This window comes from Paracoccus albus, assembly GCF_027913035.1.
GTDB classification, from domain to species: Bacteria; Pseudomonadota; Alphaproteobacteria; order Rhodobacterales; family Rhodobacteraceae; genus Paracoccus; species Paracoccus albus.
This window is the reverse complement of sequence record NZ_CP115775.1, coordinates 770,201-796,159: the sequence shown is the minus strand read 5'-3', so window position 1 is coordinate 796,159 and position 25,959 is coordinate 770,201. Positions and strand designations below refer to the sequence as shown.

The 25,959-nt window shown below is 59.9% G+C and carries 25 protein-coding genes, 1 tRNA gene and 1 pseudogene; 12 read left to right on the top strand and 15 right to left on the bottom strand.

The window, feature by feature from the left end:
• Positions 1-85 precede the first annotated feature (85 nt).
• Both PAF20_RS03990 and PAF20_RS03985 read right to left on the bottom strand, forming a co-directional pair.
• Entirely contained in the window at positions 86-670 is a 585-nt protein-coding gene (locus PAF20_RS03990; protein WP_271072449.1) for a hypothetical protein, read from the bottom strand.
• Positions 670-1,104: a helix-turn-helix domain-containing protein gene (locus tag PAF20_RS03985; protein WP_271072448.1), complete on the bottom strand. Its 435-nt coding sequence runs from the start codon at positions 1,102-1,104 to the stop codon at positions 670-672. The genes PAF20_RS03990 and PAF20_RS03985 overlap by 1 nt, the downstream gene beginning before the upstream one ends.
• Positions 1,105-1,280: 176 nt before the next feature.
• Between PAF20_RS03985 and PAF20_RS03980 the strand changes: the two genes are divergently transcribed.
• From PAF20_RS03980 to PAF20_RS03970, 3 genes are read left to right on the top strand one after another with little or no spacing between them, the layout of a single operon-like run.
• Entirely contained in the window at positions 1,281-1,505 is a 225-nt protein-coding gene (locus tag PAF20_RS03980; protein WP_271072447.1) for a MerR family transcriptional regulator, read from the top strand.
• An 18-nt stretch (positions 1,506-1,523) separates the two neighbouring features.
• The gene (locus PAF20_RS03975) at positions 1,524-1,697 is read left to right on the top strand and encodes a hypothetical protein (protein ID WP_271072446.1); all 174 of its coding nucleotides are present in this window, start codon (positions 1,524-1,526) and stop codon (positions 1,695-1,697) included.
• Positions 1,694-2,812: a site-specific integrase gene (locus tag PAF20_RS03970; protein ID WP_271072445.1), complete on the top strand. Its 1,119-nt coding sequence runs from the start codon at positions 1,694-1,696 to the stop codon at positions 2,810-2,812. Before PAF20_RS03975 ends, PAF20_RS03970 begins: the two co-directional genes overlap by 4 nt.
• A 4-nt stretch (positions 2,813-2,816) precedes the next feature.
• Here PAF20_RS03970 and PAF20_RS03965 read toward each other — a convergent pair.
• Positions 2,817-2,892, bottom strand: a tRNA-Lys gene (locus tag PAF20_RS03965).
• Positions 2,893-2,980: 88 nt separating this feature from the next.
• Between PAF20_RS03965 and dapF the strand changes: the two genes are divergently transcribed.
• The 3 genes from dapF (at position 2,981) to PAF20_RS03950 (ending at position 6,782) form a co-directional block, all read left to right on the top strand.
• On the top strand, positions 2,981-3,805 hold the full coding sequence (gene dapF / locus PAF20_RS03960) for a diaminopimelate epimerase (protein ID WP_434802938.1): 825 nt from the start codon (positions 2,981-2,983) through the stop codon (positions 3,803-3,805).
• On the top strand, positions 3,802-5,055 hold the full coding sequence (gene mtaB, locus PAF20_RS03955; protein WP_271072443.1) for a tRNA (N(6)-L-threonylcarbamoyladenosine(37)-C(2))-methylthiotransferase MtaB: 1,254 nt from the start codon (positions 3,802-3,804) through the stop codon (positions 5,053-5,055). The genes dapF and mtaB overlap by 4 nt, the downstream gene beginning before the upstream one ends.
• Before the next feature lie 263 nt (positions 5,056-5,318).
• Positions 5,319-6,782, top strand: coding sequence for a PRC-barrel domain-containing protein (locus PAF20_RS03950; protein ID WP_271072442.1), 1,464 nt, complete (start codon positions 5,319-5,321; stop codon positions 6,780-6,782).
• Positions 6,783-6,884: 102 nt separating this feature from the next.
• Here PAF20_RS03950 and PAF20_RS03945 read toward each other — a convergent pair.
• Positions 6,885-7,261: pseudogene (locus PAF20_RS03945) on the bottom strand (VOC family protein).
• A gap of 47 nt (positions 7,262-7,308) precedes the next feature.
• Positions 7,309-8,145 (bottom strand): hydratase, encoded by an 837-nt coding sequence (locus PAF20_RS03940; protein ID WP_271072440.1) that lies wholly within the window; start codon positions 8,143-8,145, stop codon positions 7,309-7,311.
• Positions 8,146-8,239: 94 nt separating this feature from the next.
• Here PAF20_RS03940 and mutS point away from each other — a divergent pair, with 94 nt between their 5' ends.
• Both mutS and PAF20_RS03930 read left to right on the top strand, forming a co-directional pair.
• Positions 8,240-10,867: a DNA mismatch repair protein MutS gene (gene mutS / locus PAF20_RS03935; RefSeq protein ID WP_271072439.1), complete on the top strand. Its 2,628-nt coding sequence runs from the start codon at positions 8,240-8,242 to the stop codon at positions 10,865-10,867.
• The gene (locus tag PAF20_RS03930) at positions 10,864-11,325 is read left to right on the top strand and encodes a GFA family protein (RefSeq protein WP_271072438.1); all 462 of its coding nucleotides are present in this window, start codon (positions 10,864-10,866) and stop codon (positions 11,323-11,325) included. Before mutS ends, PAF20_RS03930 begins: the two co-directional genes overlap by 4 nt.
• A gap of 7 nt (positions 11,326-11,332) precedes the next feature.
• Here PAF20_RS03930 and PAF20_RS03925 read toward each other — a convergent pair whose 3' ends face one another.
• The 4 genes from PAF20_RS03925 to PAF20_RS03910 are packed head-to-tail and all read right to left on the bottom strand — an operon-like array spanning position 11,333 to position 15,275.
• Entirely contained in the window at positions 11,333-12,061 is a 729-nt protein-coding gene (locus PAF20_RS03925) for a proteasome-type protease (protein WP_271072437.1), read from the bottom strand.
• 33 nt (positions 12,062-12,094) lie between these two features.
• Positions 12,095-12,907, bottom strand: a complete 813-nt coding sequence (locus PAF20_RS03920) for a transglutaminase family protein (protein WP_271072436.1) — start codon at positions 12,905-12,907, stop codon at positions 12,095-12,097.
• A 2-nt stretch (positions 12,908-12,909) separates the two neighbouring features.
• The gene (locus PAF20_RS03915) at positions 12,910-13,857 is read right to left on the bottom strand and encodes an alpha-E domain-containing protein (protein ID WP_271072435.1); all 948 of its coding nucleotides are present in this window, start codon (positions 13,855-13,857) and stop codon (positions 12,910-12,912) included.
• 11 nt (positions 13,858-13,868) lie between these two features.
• Positions 13,869-15,275 carry a circularly permuted type 2 ATP-grasp protein gene (locus PAF20_RS03910; RefSeq protein ID WP_271072434.1) on the bottom strand — a complete coding sequence of 469 codons (1,407 nt, stop codon included), beginning with the start codon at positions 15,273-15,275 and terminating at the stop codon, positions 13,869-13,871.
• Between the two features lie 207 nt (positions 15,276-15,482).
• On the opposite strand from PAF20_RS03910, the gene PAF20_RS03905 reads away from it, so the two are divergent.
• Positions 15,483-16,058: a transglycosylase SLT domain-containing protein gene (locus tag PAF20_RS03905; protein ID WP_271072433.1), complete on the top strand. Its 576-nt coding sequence runs from the start codon at positions 15,483-15,485 to the stop codon at positions 16,056-16,058.
• Between the two features lie 55 nt (positions 16,059-16,113).
• Here PAF20_RS03905 and PAF20_RS03900 read toward each other — a convergent pair whose 3' ends face one another.
• Positions 16,114-16,710, bottom strand: a complete 597-nt coding sequence (locus PAF20_RS03900) for a LolA family protein (RefSeq protein WP_271072432.1) — start codon at positions 16,708-16,710, stop codon at positions 16,114-16,116.
• 183 nt (positions 16,711-16,893) lie between these two features.
• Positions 16,894-17,307, bottom strand: coding sequence for a VOC family protein (locus PAF20_RS03895; protein ID WP_271072431.1), 414 nt, complete (start codon positions 17,305-17,307; stop codon positions 16,894-16,896).
• Positions 17,308-17,699: 392 nt separating this feature from the next.
• Here PAF20_RS03895 and PAF20_RS03890 point away from each other — a divergent pair, with 392 nt between their 5' ends.
• Positions 17,700-18,560, top strand: a complete 861-nt coding sequence (locus PAF20_RS03890) for a D-amino-acid transaminase (protein ID WP_271072430.1) — start codon at positions 17,700-17,702, stop codon at positions 18,558-18,560.
• A 66-nt stretch (positions 18,561-18,626) separates the two neighbouring features.
• On the opposite strand, the gene PAF20_RS03885 is transcribed toward PAF20_RS03890, so the two are convergent.
• Complete coding sequence (locus PAF20_RS03885) at positions 18,627-19,820, bottom strand: MFS transporter (protein ID WP_271072429.1); 1,194 nt, start codon at positions 19,818-19,820, stop codon at positions 18,627-18,629.
• A 390-nt stretch (positions 19,821-20,210) separates the two neighbouring features.
• Here PAF20_RS03885 and PAF20_RS03880 point away from each other — a divergent pair, with 390 nt between their 5' ends.
• Positions 20,211-22,001: an extracellular solute-binding protein gene (locus PAF20_RS03880; protein WP_271072428.1), complete on the top strand. Its 1,791-nt coding sequence runs from the start codon at positions 20,211-20,213 to the stop codon at positions 21,999-22,001.
• A gap of 70 nt (positions 22,002-22,071) precedes the next feature.
• The gene (locus tag PAF20_RS03875) at positions 22,072-22,416 is read left to right on the top strand and encodes a hypothetical protein (RefSeq protein ID WP_271072427.1); all 345 of its coding nucleotides are present in this window, start codon (positions 22,072-22,074) and stop codon (positions 22,414-22,416) included.
• Here PAF20_RS03875 and PAF20_RS03870 read toward each other — a convergent pair.
• The 3 genes from PAF20_RS03870 to recA all read right to left on the bottom strand — a co-directional run bounded on the left by PAF20_RS03870 (position 22,413) and on the right by recA (position 25,840).
• Complete coding sequence (locus PAF20_RS03870) at positions 22,413-23,486, bottom strand: DUF1513 domain-containing protein (RefSeq protein WP_271072426.1); 1,074 nt, start codon at positions 23,484-23,486, stop codon at positions 22,413-22,415. The genes PAF20_RS03875 and PAF20_RS03870 overlap by 4 nt on opposite strands.
• On the bottom strand, positions 23,486-24,469 hold the full coding sequence (locus PAF20_RS03865) for an imelysin family protein (RefSeq protein ID WP_271072425.1): 984 nt from the start codon (positions 24,467-24,469) through the stop codon (positions 23,486-23,488). The genes PAF20_RS03870 and PAF20_RS03865 overlap by 1 nt, the downstream gene beginning before the upstream one ends.
• 312 nt (positions 24,470-24,781) lie before the next feature.
• Positions 24,782-25,840, bottom strand: coding sequence for a recombinase RecA (gene recA, locus PAF20_RS03860; RefSeq protein ID WP_271072424.1), 1,059 nt, complete (start codon positions 25,838-25,840; stop codon positions 24,782-24,784).
• Between the last annotated feature and the right edge of the window lie 119 nt (positions 25,841-25,959).

Sequence of the window (25,959 nt, the reverse complement as noted above, 5' to 3'; positions counted from 1 at the left end):
TGTGACAACTTCCTGGGGCATAATAGTGCAGAGAAACTGCCCAGAACCAAAGCGTTGAGGGATGAAATGGAGAAAATGGGCAATGTCATGTGCAGCTATTACTCGGTACGCGAATGCGCTCAGTAAGGAATTGTTCGAAGTTGGCGGTTGCAAGAGCTTGAGCACTGTCGTTGAGCTCGGCAGTCACAAATGCATGGATCAAGCCGAAAAGGCCGAACATCGCGATTCCGGGCAGAATCCAGAGCCAGGTGCTCAAAGATCCGAAGTCGTCAAAGAGCACAGGATAGAGGAGCGGCCAGATAAGGAAAGGAAGAGCTGCGAGTGCCATGACCCTGAACGGTTTCAGCTTGCGATCCGCTTCAGTCGAAAGACGTTCATGGGTTTCGGCGAGACCTTGCTCCCATGCGAGGTATTCGTCTTCAATTTGGCCGGCAAGGTAGTGACCGCAGCGACAATATTCGCGCGTGATATATTCGACATGACCACACCCTGTGCAACGGGCCGCATTGACGCTATCGGCCTTCGGGCGCAAGCTATCGGCCCGCCCTGCCTTCTTGGGGTCGCTTTCTGCACCGGCAACACCCTCAAGCAGGCGCTCAACACCATGACCCAAGCGCAGTTTGCGCGGGCGGAGATTTACCACGTCTTCGCGGAGTTCTTCGTCCAACATCAACTTACCAACCTCAATACGCTGTCAATTCTCGTGGTGTCCGGCCCATCGCCTTCATTGGCAAAGGAGTCGGTGTTGAGAAACTCATCGAAGAGGAAATCGATGGCGTCCCATTTTTTTTCGGGGGTCACGGTCAGACCGCGTTCAATGATCCGGCGCTCGACTGCTATGCCGATTTTTCGATTGGCCGAGGCGATCTGTTCGTGTCTACGGTTTTTGCCGTCCTCGGTATCGCCATCGAGCATCCAGAGCGGATCGACGTCGAATTCCTCGTAGACTTTCAGAAGCAATTGGGCGGTCAAGTCTCGCTGACCACGCTCGTAGTTCTGGTAAGCGCTTCGACTGATGCCCAGCTTTTGCGACATCTCCTCCTGAGAGAGTCGCGCCATGTTCCGTACTGCCGCAAGGCGATGTCCAAGGCCAACAATAGCCATGTTCAACTTTCGTTTGTATTTGTGTTGACCTCATTCGTAGTCATTTGTATCAAAAATAGATACGAACGATGGCGACACGCTTGATTCATGCAGTTTCAGCGTAGTTTTGTTTCATTCTGAACGCAAAACGATTTCTTTCGCGTCAGTTCGTGAGCAACGACGACAGGAGGCGAAGCGTGGGAAAGCTGCTTGAAACCCCCAAGGAACTGGCCGAGCGCGTGGGCATTCCCGTGTCCAACGTGCGTTACCTGATCCGCGAAGACATGCTGGATCACATTTTCACCGCACCAGGACGCCGCAATCCCAAAATCCCAAAAGGTGCTTGGGAGCGATACGTCGAGAAATTCACAGTTAAAGCAGCCGTGAGCGAAGGGCCGGATGCGGCCTCGGGCGCGAATTGATCGAGTAAAGGACACACCATGGCCATGCCCCGCGCGTCGCTGACGCAGACAGAGCTGACACGTTACCTCAAAGCATACAGGGACGCGGGCATTCCCGTCGTGCGGTCCGAGATCAGCCGTGACGGCAAGGTCGTGATATACAGCACCGAGAAGCAGACGGACGAGGTCAACAACCCGTGGGATCGCCAGTGAAACGCCGAAAGCAGTTTCCCGGCGCGACGGCCTATTTCGACCGGCACGGGAAACGGCGTTGGCGATTCCGGAAGGGTGGATTTTCGGCGGAGTTGGGGAGCGACTACGCGTCGGAGGACTTTGTTCGGCGCTATGAGGACGCCGTGAACGGGCACAAGACGCGTGGGCTGATTGGGGCGGACCGGACAAAGCCTTACAGTGTCAGCCAGCTTGTGGCGCTTTGGTATCGCTCACCCGAGTTTCTCGATCTCTCGCCCAGCACGCAGAAGGTTTATCGCGGGATCGTCGAGAAGTTCCGGGAAGAGCATGGCGACAAGCCGGTGCGATTGATGCAGCGGAGGCATGTGCAGACGATCCTCGCAGAGAAGGCCGAGACACCCACCGCAGCAAACAACCTGCGCAAGCGGCTGATCCAGTTGATGGATTTCGCGATCACTCTGGACTGGCGCGGCGATAACCCGGCTCGCGCGACGAAACCGTTTCGCGTGGGCGGTGACGGGTTCCACACGTGGGACGAGGACGAACTGGCGCAGTTCTTCAAGGTCTACAGGCCCGGCACGCTGGCACATACGGCGGTGACGCTGATGCTCTACACCGGCGCGGCGCGGGTCGATGCAGTGAAGCTGGGGCCGAAGAACGTCCGCAACGGCAAGATCGAGTACCGGCGGCAGAAGACGCAGCGCTCAGGCGGTGTTCTGGTGTCCGTGCCAATCCACCCGGACCTGGCGGAGGTTCTGGACAAGTTGCCGAAGGACCGCCCATTCCTGGCCACCCAGAAAGGCACCATGCGCTCTGCCGGTGGGCTGGGCAATCTCATGCAGCGTTGGACCGAAGAGGCCGAGCTGCCTCAGTGTTCCGCCCACGGGCTGCGCAAGGCTTGCGCGCGACGTCTAGCCGAAGCCGGAGCCACCGCGCACGAGATCGGCGCGGTCACAGGCCACAAAACGCTGGCCCTCGTGCAACGCTACACCGAGGCCGCTGGCCGCGAAGGCATGGCCGATTCCGCGATTGAGAAACTGATCGCCCGCCCGAATGGCGACCGCAATTTGGCGAACCTTCCCAAGAGGTTCGTCAAATCCGACACCAAACCCAAACAGGGAAAGGATATTTTATGAGAGGTGGTGAGCCGTGCAGGATTCGAACCTGCGACCCACTGATTAAAAGTCAGTTGCTCTACCAACTGAGCTAACGGCCCACATCACAGGGCGCTTTCCTAGTTTTGCGTCGTGGTGGCGTCAACCTCAAAAAAGACCGATCTGGCGAAAAGTTTTCAGGCGCACTATATGGCGGGCATGGAACACGCCCGCACCCCCGGCCTGCCCTTCATGAAGATGCATGGGCTCGGCAATGATTTCGTCATCATCGACCTTCGTCATGGGGTCGAGACGCCCGATGCGGCGACAATCGCAGCCATTGCTGACAGGAATTTCGGCGTCGGGTTCGATCAACTCGCCACAATCGACCACGACGAAGCAGCGGATGCGCGCTTGGTGTTCTTTAACAATGACGGTTCGCGGTCGGCCGCCTGCGGGAACGCCACGCGCTGTATTGCGCGGTTTTTGATGGAAGGCTCCGGCAAAAATCACCTGCAATTGCGCACGGATCATGCCGTTCTGCTGGCCGAGGATGCGGGCGGCGGACTGACCCGGGTCAATATGGGTGCGCCAGTTCTGGATTGGAAATCGATTCCGCTGGCGGAGGATATCGATATTGACCATCTCCCGATCGCCGGTGATCCCGTCGCGACCGGGATGGGCAATCCGCATATGACCTTTTTCGTTGAGGACGTCGAATCAGTCGACCTTGATCGCTGCGGGGCGGAGCACGAGCATCATCCGCTGTACCCCGAACGCACGAATGTTGAGTTCGTGCAGATCCTGTCATCCGAAGAAATCAAGCTGCGCATCTGGGAACGCGGGACCGGGCCGACGCTGGCGTCGGGCTCGTGCTCCTGTGCTGCCGCGGTCGCGGCCGCGCGGCGTGGCCTTACAGGGCGTAAGGTTACGGTGAATGTGCCGGGCGGGCAGTTGCAGATCGACTGGCGCGAGGACGGGGTTTGGATGACCGGGCCGACCGCGCATGTCTTTGACGGGGTCTGGCGGGGATGAGTGCGCCGGTATTTTCCACCCATGGCTGCCGCCTGAACGCCTATGAATCAGAGGCGATGCGAGAGATGGCCGAGGCCGCAGGGCTTCAGGGCGCGGTGATCGTGAACACCTGCGCCGTGACTGCCGAGGCCGTGCGCAAGGCCCGTCAGGACATCCGCCGCTTGTCGCGCGAAAATCCCGGAGCGCCGGTCATCGTCACCGGCTGCGCGGCCCAGACCGAACCCGACACCTTCGCCGCGATGCCAGAGGTTACGCGCGTCGTCGGCAACAGCGAAAAGATGCGGCCAGAGACATGGGCGGGCCTGACACCCGACCTGATTGGACAGACCGAACGTGTGATCGTCGACGACATCATGTCCGTTAAGGAAACCGCCGGCCATCTGATCGACGGCTTCGGCCGGCACCGCGCCTATGTGCAGGTCCAGAACGGCTGCGATCACCGCTGCACCTTCTGCATCATCCCTTATGGCCGGGGCAATTCGCGCAGCGTCCCAGCGGGTGTCGTCGTCGACCAGATCAAACGCCTGCGCGATCGCGGCTTTAATGAGGTCGTTCTGACCGGGGTCGACCTGACCTCATGGGGGGCCGATCTGCCTAGTACGCCGCGCCTTGGCGATCTGGTCATGCGCATCCTCAAACTGGTGCCGGATCTGCCCCGGTTGCGGATTTCGTCCATCGATTCGATCGAGGCGGACGAGAACCTCATGCAGGCCATCGCCACCGAACCGCGCCTGATGCCGCATCTGCATTTGTCGCTTCAGGCCGGGGATGACATGATCCTCAAGCGTATGAGACGCCGCCATCTGCGCGACGATGCAATCCGCTTCTGCGAAGATGCCCGCCGCCTGCGCCCCGAGATCGTCTTCGGCGCCGATATCATCGCGGGCTTCCCGACCGAGACCGAGGCGATGTTCGAGAACTCGCTGAAACTGGTTGAGGATTGCGGGCTGACCTTCCTGCATGTCTTCCCCTACTCGGCGCGGCAGGGCACCCCCGCCGCCAGAATGCCCGCTGTGAACGGCAAAGTGATCAAGGAACGCGCCGCCCGCCTTCGCGCCGCCGGAAACGAGGCCCTGCACCGCCATCTGAACGCCCAGATCGGCCGCACCCACCGCGTCCTGACAGAGGGCCCAAGGCTTGGCCGGACCGAGCAATTCACCGAGGTCAGCTTTGAGCGAGACATGCCCGAAGGCACATTGCTTTATGGCGAAGTCGCAGGGCACGACGGTACGCGGCTGTTTCTCCGATAGGTTGATCGCCGCCATCGGATGCTAAGCGCAGCGGGCGACTAACAAATACTATAGGAACGACCACCGCCTTCACGAGCTTGTGTAGTCGGGACAGGGGCAACGGACAAGCCGCCTGGACTGATCACCTCGGGCATCGCTTGTGCCCGCAGCGGACGCATCCTGGAGCGTGTCTGAAGGATCCTGTTCCGTCCTTCCCTCTCGTCGAGAGGGCCTTGTCGGCCAGCATATCCCGGCCAGCAATGTCCAATATCAAGGAGCTTTGAATGACCAACCCTACGACAATTCGCCCGCTTTTGCTTGGCACTGCCTTGACGCTCAGCTTCGCGGTGGCGGGCCAGGCCCAGCAGATCCGTGTCAACACCGAAGCCCTCGAAGGCAGTTCAGCGGAATGTCAGTCGCTTGGCATGTGGCTGAGCCAAAATGAAGTCTCGGCCGATTCTGTTGACCCGGACGCTATTGCGAACGCGATCAACAACGACATCGCCGCAGAATGCGCCGATTTCGAGGCAACGCTTGCCAGTTCCGCGGCGCCAGCGGCTGATGAGGCAAGTGAAACAGAAACAGCAGAGGCGGATGCCACCGCTGACGCCGACGCCACCGCTGACGCTGACGCCACCGCTGAAGCTGACGCAACTGCTGAGGCCGACGCGACTGCTGAAGCCGACGCAGAAGAGGAAATTACCGCAGAGGTCGATCTTTCCCAGGATATCGAAGTTGAAGGCGAAGCCGTCGTCAGCGTTCCAGAGCCAAATGTCGACGTTCGTGTACCTCAGCCCGAGGTTACCGTAACCTCCCAGTCGCCCGAAGTCAGCGTGACAGAAGCACCAACCCAGATCGAAATAGAGCAGCAGCAGCCGCAAGTCGCCGTCGAGATCCCGGAGATCATCGTTCGCGTCGATATCCCTGCACCGCGTATCTATATGCTCCAGGGCGACCCGGAAGTTTCAGTTGCCGCCCGCGATCCACAGGTCGAAGTTGTTCAGGGCGAGCCGGAGATCACGGTGACCCAGGCTGAGCCTCAATTGAGCATTGACCTCGGCGTCGGAGAGGATGGCGCTGAAGCTGGTGATGTCGATGCTGACGCTTCCGCCGATGGTGGCGAGGTACAAACGGCGGACGGTGATGTCGAAGTTGCTGCCGAGCAACCCGTTGTGCGTTTGGTGCAGTCTGAAGAGGCACCGCAGGTAAGCGTCACGCAGTCCGAGCCGCAGCTGTCCTATACCGGCGCGGAAGCCAATGTTTCTGTTACCATGACGGAAGAACCCACGATCGAGGTCGCCGTCTCGGGTGAACCCGAAGTGACACTCGAAACTATGGAAGAACGCGAGCAGCGTCAGGCCGGAACCACGGATGCCGCCGCAGACGGAGAGGAGGCCAATGTCGACGAAGCCGAAGCCGAAGCGGAAGCGGAAGCCACGGCAGACACAGCCGCTCTGACCGTAGGCGACGTTCTGGGCATGAACGTGCTCGATGTGAATGGCGAGGATGTGGGCGAACCTGAAGCCATCATCAACACCGACAATGGCCAGCAGCTTGTCTTCTCGAACGGTGGCTTCCTTAATATCGGTGACACCGACGTGGCCGTCCCGATGAGCCGCGTGACCATGGATGGTGAGAATCTGATCCTCGGCGAGCTGACCGAGGAAGAGATCGAAGCCGCAGAAAACTTCGAGTACGACGAAAGCCTCGCGCTCGAAAACGATCAGCCGGCTCAACTTGGTCAGTAATTGACCAACGCCTGACCGGCCCCTTCATGGGCTGACATGATGAATGCCCGGCGCCTGCGCGTCGGGCATTTTCTTTCACCGGGCCCAAAAGATGCCAGCGGTTCAGATCGGCGAGACGTATGTTTTACTGCTCGCCTCATAGCGCGCCAGCCTCTCCTCCAACGTCCCCGTATGCAGCCCAAACAGATGGTTATCCGCGTCGTGGAAATAGATGGAGCGCCCCTCGCCCGCGACCCTCGGGCGGCTTTCGCGCAGATCCAGCCCCAGTTCGCGAACAGCCGCCAGCCGGGTGTCGTAATCCGCATCGGCGATCCTGAACTCGACGTGGTTATAGCTGCGTTCGGGCAGCGGGTCGCCCTGCATCACGGCCACCCAAACGCCGCCAATGTCGAAAAACCGCTCGGGCGAGAGGGAAACCCCTCGCCCCCGCTGTCATAGATCTTGCGGGCATGAAGCACGCGGGTCAGAATCTCCTCCATCCGGTCCAGATCGCGTCAGATGAAGGTGATGTGGCTGAGACCTTCGGTCATTCGACGGTCGTGAAGGCGACCGACAGGGGCTGGCCGCCGACCTGATAATCGGCGCTGATCTCCAGCCCCGGCGTGGCGGGATGCAATGCGCCAAGCGAGCCAAGCGAAATGACCGATCCTTCGGACAGGTCATAGCCGCCCTGCCCGACCAGCCACAGTACGACATCCAGCGGATGGCCCAGCAACGCCTCGCCCGTGGCCTGATCCATGACCTCGCCATTTGCCGTCAGCGTCACGCTGAGCGCGGCAAGATCCGCCACCGGATCGGACAGCTCGGACAGCGCAACAGAATCGCCCATGACCCCGCGCCAGGGGATCACGCCGTAAGACGCCATGATCGGCCCGGTCGGGGCCAGCCCCTCGGCCAAAGCCATATCCGGCATCTCGACAAAGGCCTGAACATCGCCAAGCGCCGCTGCCGCTTCCTCGCGCGTCGTGGCCGCCGACAGGGCGTCGGGATCGGCGACGGTGACAATCAGATCGGCTTCGAAAAACGGGGTGCGCGATCCGGTCATGCTGACCTCGGCCCCGTTTTGCAGCAACATCGGCTGGAACAGCGCACCGGCCACCGGCGCATCGACCCCGAACCGTTCCTGCGCGGGCTTCGAGGTGAAACCGACCTTCACGCCGACCGGACGGCCCAGATCGTCCTCCAGCCGTTCTCGCCAATGGGTATAGGCGCAGGCCGCATCCTCCATATTGGTGACGCCGGGATCGGCCAGCCTTTCACCCGCCAGCCAGCCTTCTGCCGCCGCATAGATCGTCTCGGGCGCGGGGCATTCGGCCATGGCAGGCCCCGCCGACAGCGCCAGAATCGCAATCGCATACTTCATCTTCCATCCTCCCTTGATCGCTTCAGCCTGCCCCAGCCGCGACGCTCTGGCAATCACCGCGTGATGCGTTAGAACGTGTCGCGAAGGAGGCCCCATGTCCGACCAGCCCACCCCGATGATGGCCCAGTATCTCGCGATCCGCGAGGCGAATCCGGGTGCGCTGCTGTTCTATCGCATGGGTGATTTCTACGAGATGTTCTTTGACGACGCGGTCGCCGCCGCTGCCGCACTGGACATCGCGCTGACCAAGCGCGGCACCCACGCGGGAGAGCCTATCCCGATGTGTGGCGTGCCGGTCCATGCCGCCGAATCCTATCTGCTGACCCTGATCCGCAAGGGGTTCCGCGTGGCCATTGCCGAACAGATGGAAGATCCGGCAGAGGCGAAAAAGCGCGGCTCCAAATCCGTTGTGGCCCGCGACGTGGTGCGGCTGGTGACGCCGGGCACCCTGACCGAGGAATCGCTGCTGGAGGCACGCCGCCACAATTTCCTGGCGGCTTTCGCGACAGTGCGCGAAGATTCGGCGCTTGCCTGGGTCGATATCTCGACCGGCTCGCTGCGCGTGATGACGTGCCCGCAGGCACGGCTGTCCCCGGAACTCGCCCGGATCGCACCGCGCGAATTGCTGGCGGTCGAGGGCAGCGGACTTGAGGAACTGACAGAAGAAGCCGGTGCCGCGCTGACCGAACTTGCGCCGCAGAATTTCGATTCCGCGGCCGCAACGCGTCGACTGGCGGCGCTGTTCAAGGTGGACACGCTGGACGGTTTCGGCAATTTCAGCCGCGCCGAACTGGCGGCGATGGGTGCGCTTGCCGCCTATCTTGAACTGACCCAGAAGGCACAGCTTCCGCTGATCCGCCCGCCGCTGCGCGAAGAGGCCGCCGGCTCTGTCCAGATCGACGCGGCGACACGGCGAAATCTGGAACTGACACAGGCCTTGTCCGGCGGGCGCGAAGGCTCGCTTCTGTCGGCCATCGACCGCACCGCGACGGCGGGGGGTGCGCGGCTGCTGGAACGCCGGATTTCCGCGCCCTCGCGGGATCTGGAGACCATCCACGCCCGTCACGACGCCGTGGCGCATCTGGCAGACGATGCCCGCCTGACCGCCGAGTTGCGAGAGGCGCTGTCGCGGGTCCCGGACATGGACCGGGCGCTGTCACGGCTGGCGCTTGACCGGGGCGGGCCGCGCGATCTGGCGGCGATCCGCGCCGGGCTGACGCAGGCGATCAGCGTGGCCTCGATGTTGGGCGATGACAGTGTTGCCGTGCTGGCCGAAGCCGCGCGGGATCTGGTCGGGCATGAGGATCTGATCGACCTTCTGGATGACGCGCTTGTCGCTGAACCACCCTTGCTCGCCCGCGATGGCGGCTTTACCGCCGCTGGCTTCGACAGCGATCTGGACGAGACCCGCCAGTTGCGCGACGAAGGTCGTGGCGTGATCGCGACCATGCAGGGCGAATATGCCGAGCTTTCCGGCGTCAGCAGCCTGAAAATAAAGCATAACAACGTGCTGGGATATTTCATCGAAACCACGGCGACCCATGCCCAGAAGATGATGGCGCCGCCTTTGTCGGAAACTTTTATCCATCGCCAGACGACCGCCAATCAGGTCCGCTTCACCACGGTCAAGCTGTCGGAACTGGAAACCCGCATCCTCAACGCCCGCGACCGTGCGCTTGAGATAGAGCGCGGCATATTCGCCCGCCTGCGTGAGGCCGTGCTGGCGGCGGCCGGTCCCATCGGTCAGGCCGCGCGGGCGCTTGCCGAGATCGATCTGAGCGCCGCATTCGCCGATCTGGCAACGGGCGAGGGCTGGACGAGGCCCGTCGTGGATGACAGCCGCGCCTTTGAAATCGAGGCGGGTCGGCATCCCGTCGTCGAACGCGCCCTGAAGCGCAAGGCCGAAAGCTTCGTTGCCAATGATTGCGGGCTGACAGATGGCGACACGCCCGCGATCTGGCTCCTGACCGGGCCGAACATGGCCGGTAAATCGACCTTCCTGCGGCAGAACGCGCTGATTGCGATCCTTGCGCAGGCTGGATCTTTCGTGCCCGCCGCCCGCGCACATATCGGGTTGGTCAGCCAGTTGTTCAGCCGCGTGGGTGCCGCCGACGATCTGGCGCGGGGCCGTTCGACATTCATGGTCGAGATGGTCGAGACTGCCGCGATCCTCAATCAGGCCGATGACCGCGCTCTTGTGATCCTTGACGAGATCGGGCGTGGGACCGCCACGTGGGACGGGCTGTCGATTGCCTGGGCGGTGATGGAAAACCTCCAGGCGGTGAACCGCTGCCGGGCGCTGTTTGCGACGCATTACCATGAGTTGACCGCCCTCGCGGCACGGCTTGACGGCGTCGAAAACGCCACAGTCGCCGTGCGCGAATGGGAGGGCGAGGTGATCTTCCTGCATGAGGTCATCAAAGGGGCCGCCGACCGGTCCTATGGCGTGCAGGTGGCGCGTCTGGCCGGGTTGCCGGATGCCGTTGTGAGCCGCGCCCGCGACATCCTCGCCAGCCTCGAATCGGGTGAGCGCGAAGGCGCGGCCAAACCCGCCGCCATCATCGATGATCTGCCGCTGTTTCGCGCGGCACCGCCCGCCCCTGCGCCGGTCAAACCCAGCGAAAGCGCCGCCGAGGCACGGCTGCGCGACATTCATCCGGACAGCCTCACCCCGCGTGAGGCCCTGGATCTGATTTATGAGCTAAAGGATCTGACCGAATGACTGAGACCCAAATCATACGCACGGGTGCCTGCGAATGCGGCGCAGCAGAATATGGTATCACCGGCGGCGTTCCGATCCATGTCTATGCCTGCCATTGCCTGAATTGCCAAACCCGAAGCGGCAGCGCCTTTGCGTTGCATGCGATCCTGCCTACCACTGAATTCCGCGAACCCGCCGACACCCTGTCCCATCGCCGCCAATCCGATGGGATAGAGTTCGAAGAGGTGTTCTGCGCCCATTGCTTCACCCGGCTGTTCAATCGCAACAGCGCCGTGCCCGGCATGATCTTTCTGCGCGCGGGTACGCTGGACGATAGCGACAATTTAAGCCCCATCGCCCATATCTGGACCAGCAGAATGCAGAGCTGGATTTCACTGCCCGAGGGCACCGCCCAGTTCCAGCAATCCCCCACGCCCGAGCAGTTCGGTGAGGCTATACGCCAGGCAGATTCTGGCTGAACGCAGCCTAAAGCGGCATTTCCACAAAGGCTTCGCGCAGCGCTTCTGACCATGCCACCGACATTGCCGAAAACTGCGGGTCGCCCTTCATGATGCGGCGCTTCGCGCTGACGCGGCAAGCATCGGTTTCGATCACCGCCAGATCCAGCGGCATCCCTACGGACAGGTTGGATTTCATCGTAGAATCCATTGAAAGCAAAGCAGCTTTCTGCGCGTCCTCCAGAGAAGTCGCAGGGGTGACAACCCGGTCAAGGATGGGCTTGCCATATTTATGCTCGCCGATCTGCAGGTAAGGCGTATCCTCCGTCGCCTCGATATGGTTGCCCTCGGGATAGATGAGGAACAGGCGCATATCCCCACCCTCTCGCTGCCCGGCAACGATGATGCTGGCAGAGGACTGGCTTTGCTTGAGATCGGCGCATTGCATGGCGATTTCACGGCGGGTCCTGGCCAGCGTGTCACCGATGATCTCGACCACGCCGAGCATGGTCTGCGCTTTCATGATCGAGGTTTTTTCAGTGGATTCAGGCGATTCTATGGCTTCCTGAAGTCGGGAAATCGTGGTTTGCGTGACCGACAGGCTGCCCGCGGTCATCAGCGCGATCACCCGCTCACCCGGCTCCTCGAAGAAGAACATCTTACGGTAGGTGGAAATGTTATCCAGCCCAGCATTGGTGCGCGTGTCAGACAGCAGCACCAGCCCGGCATTCAGTTTCAGCGCAACGCAATAAGTCATCTGCAGCAGCCCAGTATTGATCAGTCGCGATTCCTACGCGTCGATTCGTTCAACCGCAACCTTCACATCAAGCTTTTCGGCGCCGCCCATGACCGTGACCCCACGAATGGGTGCCGCATCACGCGCATCCAGGCCCGATCCGGTCCGCACATAAAACTCATTCGGGCAGGTCTTGTTGGCCGCATCAAATCCAACCCAGCCAAGACCGCTGATATGCAGTTCGGCCCAGGCGTGCGCGGCCTCATGTGTGTTGCCCTCGGCATCGGCGTGGAGATAGCCCGAAACATATCGCGCCGGCAGATCCCTCAGTCGGGCCAGCACCATCAGCACATGCGCATGATCCTGACATACGCCCGCACCGGCAGAGAGTGCCTCGGCGGCAGTCGTGTTCAGGTCGGTGACGCCACCCTGATATTTCACATTCTGATAAACTAGATGCGAAAGCTCATGCGCGAGATCGAGATCTGACAACTCCTGAGACGGCCGGCTGGCGAGTTCGCGCAGCGCCTCATCCGGCGTCGTCGCAGGCGTGTCACGCATATAGGCCAGCGGGTTGATCATTTCTCGATGACCTTTCAGCACACCGGCAAGATCGCTGGTTTCAACCACACCCTCTGTGCGGACAGGCACCTGTTGCGCCGGGCCGTGGATGGTCCAAAGCTGCACCCAATCGCCCGCCCCGTCGCGGAAACCCGCGCCAGCTTCGCCGTTCTCGCCCATGTCGACATGCCAGTCGATCACCTTCTGGCCCTCGAAAACCGAAGGCGTGACGCGCAGGCTTTGCACGCCGAACCGGACCGGCTTTTCGTAATTGTAGTTCGTATGATGCGTAATCTTGAGCCGCATGTTCAGCCCCTGCCGTGAAAGTAATCGTCCTGGACACAGTTTGCGATCTGCCCGATTTCCTGAATGAAATCGGTCAGAAATTCGTGCAACCCTTCGTCAAAGATGTATTCGATATCTAGGCTTGCAAGCCGGTCTGCCAGGGCCTGTGCACGATCGCGTGCACTGCGCGGCACCTTGTCCCCATAGCGGCGTGTGATCGAATCCAGATGCCAAAGCGCCTCGTTCACAGAAGTGATCAGCGCACGCGGCGCTTCGCCATTCAGGATCAGGAAATGCGCCACACGGCTGGCGCTGACATCGTCGCCATAGGCCCAATGAAACGACCGGTGCGCCGATAACGCACGCAGGATCACCTGCCACTGATAACTGTCGAGACCAGAGCCGATGAACTCTACCCTCGGCAGCAGCACGAAATATTTCACATCCAGCACCCGCGCGGTCGAGTCCGCGCGTTCCAGTGCATAACCCAGCTTCATGAAATGAAAACCGTCATTGCGCAGTTGCGTGCCGTCGATCGCACCGTGAACGGTAGAAGCGTGTCGAGCAACGAAATCTGCCAGATCGGCTGCATCTTCCTCTCCGGGGCCGATCCCGCGCATTTCCTGCCAGGCGACGTTCAGCGCGTCCCAGACACGGCTGGTCAGCGCCGTCCGGACGATCCGCCCGGATTCGCGGGCATCGTGGATACAGCTTGCAACCGAGGACGGATTATCACGGTCGAAGATCATGAATTTCTCCATGTTCTCCTCGGTCACCTCGGGATAGTTCTGCTTGTATCGGTGCGACGAGCCGGATGCCCGAAGCAGCGATTCCCATTCATTTTGATAGCCCTCGGCAGTATTGGGCAGCAGCGTGATACGCGCCCCCACTTCGAACAGGCGAGAGGCCGTTTCGGCCCTTTCCATGTGACGACCAAGCCAGAACAGGTTGGATGCGGTACGGCTGAGCATGATTATCCCCCTTATTCCGACAGAACCCAGGTGTCCTTGACGCCGCCACCCTGCGATGAGTTGACGACAAGGCTGCCTTCTTTCAACGCCACGCGGGTCAGCCCGCCCGGCACGAGTTCTATGCGTTCGCCGCACAGGCAGAAGGGGCGCAGATCGACATGGCGCGGGGCCACGCCTTCTTCGACAAAGGTGGGGCAAGTCGACAGCGACAGGGTCGGCTGGGCGATGTAGTTGGACGGGTTCTTTTCGATGACCGCGCGAAACTCCTCGATCTCCTTCTTGGTCGACCGGGGACCGACAAGCATCCCGTATCCGCCGGAGCCGTGGACTTCCTTGACGACCAGATCGCCCAGATTGTCCATCACATATTTGTAGTCATCCGGCTTCCACAGGGTCCAGGTATCGACGTTCTTCAGGATCGGCTCTTCACCCAGGTAGAAACGCACCATTTCCGGCACGAAGGTGTAGATCGCCTTGTCATCGGCCACGCCCGCACCGGGGGCAGAGCAAATGGACACGCCGCCAGAGCGGTAGACATCCATCAGTCCGGGCACACCCAGCATGGAATCGCGCCGGAAACACAGCGGGTCGATGAAGGCGTCGTCGATGCGGCGATAGATGACATCCACGCGCTTTGGCCCTTCGGTCGTGCGCATGTAGACAAACTCGCCCTCGACAAACAGGTCCGCGCCTTCGACCAGTTCCACCCCCATCAGGTTGGCCAGGAAGCTGTGCTCGTAATAGGCGCTATTGAAATGACCGGGTGTAAGGATCACGACACGCGGCCGACCCTCGCATTTCGCGGGAGCCACGGATTCCAGCGTGCGGCGCAGCAATTCGGGATAGCCGTCGACCGGCTCGATCCTGTTGCCGCGGAAAAGTTCGGGGAACATCCGCATCATGATTTCACGGTTTTCAAGCATATAGCTGACGCCGGAGGGTGTGCGGCAATTGTCCTCAAGCACGAAGAATTCATCCCGCCCGGTGCGAACAAGGTCGATGCCGATAATATGCGAATAGACCCCGCGCGGCGGTACAAAGCCAACCACTGCCTTTTCATAGGCTTCGTTCTGGTAGACCAGACGTGCCGGGATGCGCCCTGCCCGGACGATCTCCCCTCGGCCGTAGACATCGCGCAGAAAGGCGTTCAGCGCCTTAGCCCGCTGCTTGATGCCGCGTTCCAGCCTGCGCCATTCTGCCTGCGTAAAGACGCGGGGCATCATGTCGAATGGGATCAGCCGGTCAGGATCCCCGCCCTCGCCATAGACCGCAAATGTAATACCGATGCGGCGAAACAGGGCCTCGGCCTCGGCCTGCTTCAACTGGCGTATTTCGACCGGCATCTTTTCGATCCAGTCGGACAGGCTTGAATAGGCTTCGCGAACCTTCTCACCATCAAACATTTCGTTGTAATACATGTGCCCCTCGCAATACTCGGCAACTTTCCGCCAAGGATGGCGCGTTGCTCCGCCATTGAAAAGTCAGCCTTCCTCACCCAATGGGCCAGAACAGGGTAAGTTCCACGCGTTGGCGAAAAACAGGGCAGATGCGGAAGCGGTTTATCCCGAGGGACAAATCCAATATCATGGCGGGAAAACAAGAATGACAAGAAGAACGAGGCAGAGATGAACAGGCTATTGAAACTGGCAGTGCTGATGCTGGTCGCATCCTGCGGCGGCGGCAACTATTCTGCCCCCAGAGAACTGGACAATGCATGCGCGATCATCCGCGAGCGTCCAGCTTATTACCGTGCAATGGCAAGCACAGAACGCCGCTGGGGCGTGCCTGTCGCCGTTCAGATGGCAGCGATTCACCAGGAGTCCAAGTTCATCGGCGATGCGCGAACGCCGCACCAATACGCGCTCGGCATCATCCCGATCGGACGCCAAAGCTCTGCCTACGGATACAGTCAGGCGCTTGACGGCACCTGGGAAGAATATCTGCAGGAAACCGGAAAACGCCGCGCGCGCCGCGACAATATCCGCGATGCGACCGATTTCATGGGCTGGTATATGGACGGCTCGTCCAAGCGGCTGGGCATTTCCAAATGGGACGCCCGTTCCCAGTATCTCGCCTATCACGAGGGCCGGGCTGGCTTTGCCCGTGGCTCATACCGTTCCAAGGGGTGGCTGATCACGGTCGCGGCCAATGTCCAGCGTCGGGCAGAGATGTATCACGGACAGCTTAACTCTTGCCGTTGATCTGACAAAAAAAGGGCCGCTCCAATCGGGCGGCCCTTGAAAATTGTACTCAGCGTTAACGGCGGCGCTGCAGTTCACTTTCAATCACAAAGGTCGAGGGCTGGAAGCTGACGCCTTTGCGCCCCTCACCCAGAATGACCGTTGTTTTCTTGCCGGTATCGTCGGTAACGATCCACTGGCGCAGCTCTGTCGGGTTGGTGAAAACCATCTGTATATTGCCATATTCCGGATGCGCCGGGTCCTGCGCGGTGACCACGGTGGTGTTTTTCACCTCGCTATGGCCGGTGACCATGCCCTGACGCGCCAGATTGACGTTGGGGGCAAGAATAATCGACAACGGAGTCTCACTCAGCGGATAGATCTGCGGACCCTGATTGGACTTCGCATCGAACACAGCAACCTGACCGCCAGAGGCCAGAACCAGCTGGTTGGTGTTCTTGTATTCAAAGCGCACACGGTTCGGGCGATGGATGTAAACGGTGCCGGACGAAATGGTCCCATCCGGATTGATCTGCGTGAACTCGGACTGCATCGTGGTCAGCCCATTCAGATAGTTCGAGATGTTGTTCAACGGAATCTTCTGCGCAAGCGCCGCAGGGGCGGTGGCGAGAAGTGCGATGACGGGCGCGATTGCGAGAGCGAGTTTTTTCATATGGCCGTTATGCCTTTCTTTCCGGTGACTTGCACATCACCTTGCAGCGATAATTCGACCTCGAAACGCGCACGGCCACGTTACCGTTCCTCTTCAGCGCGATCATCACAGCGTTAATACCATCACCTGTCGGTGAGAAATATTTCAGAACACGCCACCCTGCGCCGATAGACTGCCGTTGCGCTACTTGGCGAAGATGCCATCCCAGTCGCGAAATCCCTTGACCTCGATCGGGTTGCCGGAAGGATCGGTAAAGAACATGGTCGATTGCTCGCCCGGTTCGCCGCTGAAACGCGTCTGAGGTGCCAGAATAAATTCTGTCCCCGCCGCCTCCAGCCTGTCCGCCAGTGCACGCCAGTCGTCCTGATGCATCACCAGCCCAAGATGCGGCATCGGCACCATATGATCGCCAACCTTTCCCGTATTTCCCGTCTGGAACGGTTCGCCCAAATGAAGGCTGATCTGGTGGCCGAAGAAGTCGAAATCCACCCAATTTTCCGTGCTGCGACCTTCCTCGCAACCCAGAACGCCGCCATAAAAGGCGCGCGCCTCGTCCAGATCGCGGACATGATAGGCAAGATGAAACCGCGTTTCCATGCAACCCCCTTGGCTTTGGTTCGGGCGCAGTCTGCCGCCAGCGTCGGGGAAAGAGCAACCCGGTAACTTCGAAAAGGCGCGCTTAGGCAGAATGTCTTGCACCGAATGCAGCCAATATGGCTGCGCTGAAAAGAAACAGACCCCTTGCGACGTGGCAAAGGGTCTGTCTCCTCCCGCATATGGGTGCGTTGCCTCCCCGCGCGGCACCCTGCGTATCCGGTTTCGTCACGGCACGATCACATATGCTTGACGTTCGTGCAGTTCTGCACGACGGAAGGGCAGCCTGTCAACGATTCATATGACAACTTGGCGAATGCAGTCGCTTGACGGCTGCCCGATGCGGACGCATGAAAGCAAGCAATGCTTAAGTCATGCTGAAAAAGGATCCGCAAATGTCCCGCACCGTTTACCTAAATGGCGAATATCTTCCCGAAGAAGAGGCCAAGGTTTCGATCTTTGATCGCGGCTTCGTCATGGCCGACGCCGTTTATGAGGTTGTGAGCGTGCTTGACGGAAAGCTGATCGACTTCGACGGTCATCAGGCGCGACTTAAGCGCTCTCTTGCAGAGCTGGAGATCGGCAACCCTTTGGCGGATGAGGATTATCTTACCATGTTCCGCGAGCTCGTCAGCCGGAACGAAATTACAGATGGCATGATTTACCTGCAGGTCACGCGCGGAAATCCCGGTGATCGCGACTTCACCTATCCGCCCGAAGATACGCCGCAAACCGTGGTTGCGTTCACGCAGTCCAAGCCGGGTCTTGCCGACAGCCCCGCCGCCAAGACCGGCTGGACGGTCATCACCGTTCCGGACGAACGTTGGGGCCGCCGCGACATCAAGACGACGCAGCTTCTTTATCCGTCCATGGCGAAGATGGCATCCAAGGCCAAGGGCGCAAATGACGCTTGGCTGGTTGAGGATGGCAAGGTGACCGAAGGAACCTCCAACAACGCCTATATCATCAAGGACGGCATCATCATCACGCGCGAACTGTCCCATGACATCCTGCATGGCATTACACGCGCCGCCGTACTCCGCTTTGCAAAAGAGGCCCAGATGAAGGTCGAAGAACGCGCGTTCACGGTGGCAGAAGCACAAGCGGCTGATGAGGCATTCGTGACCTCGGCCTCGGCCTTCGTCATGCCGGTGGTAGAAATCGACGGCGTCAAAGTAGGCGGCGGCAAGCCCGGCAACGTGGCCTCACGCCTGCGCGAAATCTATCTGGATGAGATGCGCAAAGCGGCGATCTGACAAGCTGCGCCGCGACCGTGAGCGGGTCGGCCTTATGCTGACCTCCACAGATAATTCCGGCGAAGCCTAGTTTCTGCGCGATGGCGTCAGTCGCAGGACGGTCGCCAGCAGCACCGCACAAAGGGCCAACAGGGCAAGTAAGCCGAACGACACCTGAAGCCCGGCGAGCTGAGCGACAAAGCCGACCACCGGCGGACCAAGCAGCATCCCGCCATAGCCAACGGTCGCGACACTCGCGATGGCCGGCCCCGGTGGCATATCCGGGTCATTCGCGGCACGCGAAAAGACAAGCGGCATGATCAGCGCATAGCCAATTCCGATGAGCGCGAAACCAAACAGTGCAGGGATCAGACTTGGCGAGAAAATCACGATGATCAGACCGACAAAGGCAAAAATCCCGCTGAACCGCGTTACCTGCACGGGGCCAAGCCACTGAACCAGAATCCCGCCCGACAAGCGGGTCAGCACCATCGTTGCGCTGAAGGCGGCGTAGCCAAGCGCTGCCTGCGCCTCGCTGACATTGACCACGCGCTGCAGGAACACCGCGCTCCAATCGGCCATGGCGCCCTCACCCATCGAAATCGATAGCGCGACCAGCCCAACCAGCAGCAACGGACCATGCGGCAGCGTAAACAGCTTGCGTTCGACCGTCACGGCCGAGGCTTGCGGTGGCGTCGCATCGCGTTGCGGCCACATTTGCCACATGGCAATCGCACCACCCAGCAAGGCTAGCGTCAGAAAATGCGCAAACGGTGCCAGACCAAGCTTCACTGCCGCGTAGCCGCTGGCCGCCCCTAGACCTGCACCAAGACTGAACATTGCATGAAAGATCGACATGGTGGGCCGTGCCAGACGCGTCTCGACCTTCGCAGCCCATCCATTCATCGCCACATCCATAGAGCCATGCAGCGCGCCGAATACGAAAAGCGCGACACCAAGTAAAATGACAGATGGTGCCAGCGACAGCAAAACCAGGGCAGGACAATACAGGAGGCCGCAAAGAACGGTCATGCGCGCGGCGCCCAACCGCTCGCTCAAACCACCGGCAAAGGGAAAGGACACGATTGCACCGCCCGCCAACCCGAGAAGCAGAAAGCCGAGCGTTGCCTGAGACAAAATAAATGTCTCTTTGAAGCTGGGAATTCGCGACGCCCAAATGCCGAACAGCAAGCCGTTCAGCGTGAAAGCCGCTGTCACAGCACGCCAGCCTGCGTCATGCCAAAAGAAACGCCGCGCATCACGGATCGACAGGTCGGACATCGCTGAACTCCACACAGCCCGAATATCGCGGACCCAGATTCACTGACTTCGGTATCCCGGCGATCTGAATGAACTCTCTGCAGCTTGCAAGATGCCCGGTGCCAAGAGACGATAAAAAAAGCGCCCGCACGAAGCGGGCGCAAGTCATGAGGCAGGTTTCATACAGGCAAGAAACCTATCGAGCAGTGAGTCATGTATAGGCGAAACGGCGCGTGAGTCCAAGGCTCATGTTTGTATCGGTCAATGCGCTCGGATAGTCTGTGCTTTGAAATCACTGGCATTTGCCATCAGCGATCCGGGGAACCTATGCGAATCTTCAAAAAACCTAACAAATGCGCGATCACAGGCGAGATTCTCGCTGTCGTATTAACCTTTTCAACTGTTGCAGCGATGCCGCTGGCAAGCCTCGCCGAACCGGCTCATGGTATTGCAATGTATGGTGAACCTGCCCTGCCGGCGGGCTTCGAACACCTGCCATATGCGAATCCCGACGCCCCGAAGGGCGGAACGATTCGCATGGCAGAACCCGGCTCATATGATTCGCTCAAGCCCTGGGTGCTGCGCGGGAGTCCGGCCTGGCCGGTCTACACGATGCCGGGTGTGTTGGCCGAAACGCTGATGCTTCGCTCTCTGGATGAACCATTCACCCTTTATGGCCTGCTGGCTGAATCGGTAGAGACCGATCCGGAGCGGACATGGGTCGAATTTGCCCTGCGCCCCGAGGCCACCTTCTCGGACGGCTCGCCCGTCACGATTGAGGATGTGATGTGGTCCTATGAAACGCTCGGCACGCAGGGCCATCCGCGTTATCGCGGCGCATGGTCTAAGGTTGAGAAGATGGAACAGACCGGGCCGAACAAAATTCGCTTCACCTTCAACACGCAGGACCGCGAACTTGCCATGTTGATGGGCATGCGGCCGATCCTGAAAAAGGCGCAATGGGAGGGCAAGGATTTCTCTGCCGGCGGGATGGAGGTGCCGATCGGATCGGGGCCCTATGTGATCTCGGACGCCGATCCGGGCCGTGGGCTGACTTTCACCCGCAATCCCGATTGGTGGGGCAAGGACCTGCCTGTCAATCAGGGCCTGCACAACTTCGATCAGGTCATCTACGACTACTACGGCGATAACAACGCCATGTTCGAGGCATTCAAGGCAGGCGATATTGATGTCTGGCGAGAGCTGGACCCGACCCGTTGGGCGAGCGAATTCGACTTCCCGCGCGCCGCCTCTGGCGAGGTGGTGCAATCCGAAATTCCGAACGAACGCCCCTCCGGGATCATGGGGTTGGTGATGAACACGCGTAACCCAATCTTCGCCGATTGGCGTGTCCGGCAGGCAATGATCGAGGCTTTCAACTGGACGTTCATCAATAACGCCCTTTCCGGCGGTGAGGAAAACCGGATCACCTCTTACTTCGCGAACTCCACCCTTGCGATGACGCCAGGCGCACCCGCCGAAGGTCGCGTGAAGGAATTGCTGGAACCTTTTGCCGAAGAGCTCCCACCCGGAACGATAGACGGCTACGCGCTGCCCGAAGGGTCGGAACAGCCGGTTGACCGCCGCGCGATGCGTCGTGGCCTGAAGCTGCTGGAGGAGACGGGCTGGACCGTCCAGAACGGCGCACTGTCCAATGCCGACGGTCAGCCATTTGCGTTCGAAATTCTGCTGAACCAATCCGGTGCCGCAATGACGAGCGCGTCCGAGATGAAGGAAATTGCCCAGATTTTCGTCGAAGCTTTGCGGCAATATGGCATTCAGGCCAAAGTCACGTCGCTGGACAGCGCACAATATGTCGAACGGACCAACAATTACGATTTCGACGTCACCTGGTATGACCGCGCCCTTTCACTGTCGCCGGGCAACGAACAGCTGCTCTATTGGGGGGCCGCTGGCGTGACAGAGCCCGGAACGCGCAACTGGATGGGAATGGAATCACCCGCTGCGGAGGCGATGATTTCAGAAATGCTGACAGCCGCCTCCCCCGAGGAGTATAATGCTGCGGTAAAGGCGCTTGACCGAATCCTCACGGCAGGCCGCTATGTTATCCCGGTTGGCTATTCGCCGATCAGCCGACTGGCTCATGATGCGCGTTTGACATTCCCGGAGCAGATCCCGGTCTACGGCGATTACCCCGGATTCCTGCCGGAAACCTGGTGGGAGAAGGCTGACGGGCAATAGGGAACCCGGCGGGCGGCATTCGTGTTCAGCAGACGAAACCGTCTGCCGCCCAACGTTGTAGGAGTTACTTATGAAATGGCATCATGTGGCAGAAAACTGGCCAGCTTTCTATGAAGCGATTGTGGATCGCTGGCCGGATGCCGACGAATCTGACCTTGATGAAATCGACGGGGATCAGCGTCGTTTCCTGCGCTATATCGCGGAAATCGAAGGCCTGGAGCCCGAAGAGGCGCGCGAAGAAGTCCGCGAATGGCTGGCCGGGGAAATTCCCGCCGATGTGGTCATGGACGAAGGCCACGACAACATCTCTATCCGCAACTCTGCCAAATATGTCGGCGAGGGCGAGGATGAATATGACGATGACGCCCGTTTCGGCGATGACAACGAAAACGGCAAGGATGACGAGGACGGCTAGGTTTCTGCCGATATCCTGACCAGATGATTGTCCCACGACAACTCATGCCGGGATAGCAGCGTCAGGCCATCGGCATCAGCCGCCCAGATCGCGCCGCCCCCGTCAGTCAAAGCAAAGCTTGACCCGTCACGCGTGGCCGCCCCGCAAATGTCCGCCCGCCGCAAGGTCGTCAGATGCGCCCCTTCATCATCGTGGATCATCACGACGCCCCCAACCGGAGAGGTGATTGCAATCATATCCGTTGTCGCAGCGATTGATCCCGCATAGCCCTTCATCGCATATGCGTCAGCTTCTGTCGCTGAATGGGTGGTCAGCGGCATATTCGCAGCAGCGATTCCCAGCAGAGCAACAGGCTCTGCCGGATCGCCCTGCCACTGCATCGCGAAGGCGACAGCGCTTGGCAGCAACGCTAGGTGCCGGATCGAGTTCTGCGCAAGCTCGGGACCGAGCGATCTGCTCGAAACCTCTGCCCCCGCTGCATCGAGGATCGTCAGATTGGGCTTCATCCTCTCAAGATTCAACGGCGTGCGATCTTCGGGGTCCGTCTGTATACCGCCATTCGCAATGACGAGATTGCCATCCGACATCAGGCGCAACTCATGCGGACCGATACCCCTGCTGTCCCACTCATCAACCCGGCTGTACCTGTTTCTGACGTCCCAGACACCGATACGTCCGGCAGACCCTTCGGCCACAACCTCGGACGTGTACAGCCGCGTTCCATCGGCCGAAAAAGCGCCATGCCCGTTGAATTGCCTGCCTTCGGGCGGCGACAGGCGGTGCAGGACGCTGCCGTCGCGACAATCGACGACCAACCCGAATGTGCCGGGTCGCCGTGCAAAAGCAACGATCTCAGCCCGGTACGGATGGGCGGCGGCTGCATGACCACGATCAGGAAGCGGGACCGCGAATGTGATATCGCCGTCGGCACCGATTCCGTGCAATGAGTAACTGCCATCCGGTCTTTTCGCGGCGGCGACCCATTCCGGCGCGCCGACGGCAGCCCAGCCGCGCACGGGCAGAATCGCAGCAGCGGCGATGCCTTTTAGCAGCGTCCTTCTGTCAGCCATCAATCGCCATCCGTGGAATTGAACCCCACCCCAATGCCGAGCGTCATACCGATATCCGTTTCGACAGCCAGCTTTGCCGTCAGCACGGCCCGCGCCAACGCCAGGGCACGCTTGCGGCCTTCGGGATCCGCCACTCCGGCGAGGGTCGGATCGTTCATCTCTTGCGCAATCGCAATCGCCTCATCAAATTTTTGCTGAACAGCAGCGGCCTCCGGATGCAGGGCCATGGCTGCATCGCGCAACCCGGTGAGTGACAGTTCAATATTGCGCAAGCTTCGACCCGATGGGCCCGCCTCTGCTGCGTCCGGTCGGGGTTTCTCGGCTGTCCCGATGGGCCTGCCAAGGCGGTTCGTGACAAGATGATCCAGCCCCGTGATGATCTGCGTATATACCGCCTGCTGCGCCTCGGCCGGGGACAGATAGCGGCTGTTGCCCTCTGCACCTGCGCTCGTCAGAAGCTCCTGAAACGAGGGCCATTCGTCAGCGATTTCCTGCGCCGTTCGCGCAAGGTCTGCCGCCGTGGCGCGGCGAAGACGGCATAGCACATCCTCATCACCTTCAAGGTCAGATTCATAAAGCAGCCGCTCTAACCCCGACAGCCCACGAGCCGCGACAGAGACGGTCGCAAAGGCTTCCGGATCGTCGATCACCCCGGAATTGCTGTCGATAAGAGATTGCTGCGCGCGTTGACCCGAAGACTTTTTGTCGGGCCAGAAGCTGATGGCGAATGCCCTGCCCCCTTCCTCAACCGGACCCAGCCGGAAGAAGTCGATCTTCGCCCATTCATCCCATGTGTCCTGATAATGATCGCGCAGCGGTGCGGCAGAGCAGTCCCGCATTGCTGCATCATTCGCAGCCGCCGTCGCGGCGGCAAAATCCCGATAGGCCGGTCCGATGACGTCGCGGGCCACTTCGCCGACATCGGCGTGGGCAATGGTGCCCGCCAAAGCAATCGCCGACGCGACCAACTGGATATGTCTCATGCGCCTTCCCCGGATTGGACAGCTTTGCCGGTCGTATCAGGCAGCTTTCTTGTCGCGATCACGACAGGTGCCGACGACCCTACTTCGCTTTGGCTTCGCAGATTCCCGCGGCGCAGACAAGAATTCAGAGTAAAAAAGGCAGTTATTTGCGTGTGTGAAGATGCGGCTGTCCGGCGCGCAAGATGACGAACCACCGATGGAAAAGTTTCAGCGCCCCCCATGCCACCGTTCATCCCCGGCAGCGAAACAGCCAATAGCAACGAAAAAGGCCGGTGCATACCACCGGCCCTTTTGATTGATATGACAACTAAATCAGTCGTCGGTCAAAACTTCGGAATCGTCTTCCGAGCTTGCGAAGTCCAGCCCATGACTGGCGCGGATCTTGTCTTCGACTTCCATTGCCATGTCGGGATTGTCGCTCAGGAACTGTTTTGCATTTTCACGACCCTGACCGATCCGCTGATCGCCATAGGAATACCAAGAGCCGGATTTTTCGACGACACCAGCCTTCACACCAAGGTCAATCAGTTCTCCCGTTTTGGAAATTCCCTCACCATACATGATGTCAAATTCGACCTGCCGGAAAGGTGGCGCAACCTTGTTCTTCACAACCTTGACGCGCGTGCTGTTGCCGACAACTTCATCGCGATCCTTGATCGAACCAATACGACGAATATCCAGCCGGACAGAAGCGTAGAATTTCAGCGCATTGCCACCCGAGGTTGTTTCCGGACTGCCGAACATCACACCGATCTTCATGCGGATCTGGTTGATGAAGATCACCATACAGTTCGAGCGGCCGATACTGGCAGTCAATTTGCGCATCGCCTGGCTCATCAGGCGGGCCTGTGCGCCGACCTGATGGTCGCCCATATCGCCTTCGATTTCCGATTTCGGCGTCAGCGCAGCAACAGAATCGACCACGACCATGTTGACCGCGCCAGAACGGACCAATGTATCGACAATCTCAAGCGCCTGCTCACCCGTATCGGGCTGAGAGATCAGCAACTCATCCAGATTGACGCCCAGCTTTCGCGCGTAATGTGGATCCAACGCATGTTCCGCGTCGACAAAGGCGCAAACGCCGCCCTTCTTCTGTTCTTCAGCCACTGCGTGCAGCGTCAGCGTGGTCTTACCAGAGCTTTCCGGTCCATAAATTTCGATAATACGTCCCTTGGGCAGGCCACCAATGCCGAGCGCGATGTCCAGACCGAGGGAACCGGTAGATGTCGCCTCAATTTCGGCCACAGGGTTGTCCGCCCCGAGCTTCATGATGGAGCCTTTGCCGAACTGCCGTTCAATTTGCGCAAGCGCGCTGTCGAGAGCCTTTTGCTTGTCGGCCGATCTCTTATCCATGTTCGTATCGCTCATCCTGCCTACTCCAGCTCCTTATGTCAGAACCTCTGTTACTGCTCAATCGGCGCAGGTTCATGTTCTGTTAATGTTCTCATACGCGAATGCTTGCTTTGTGGCAAGCACGTTTGAACAAT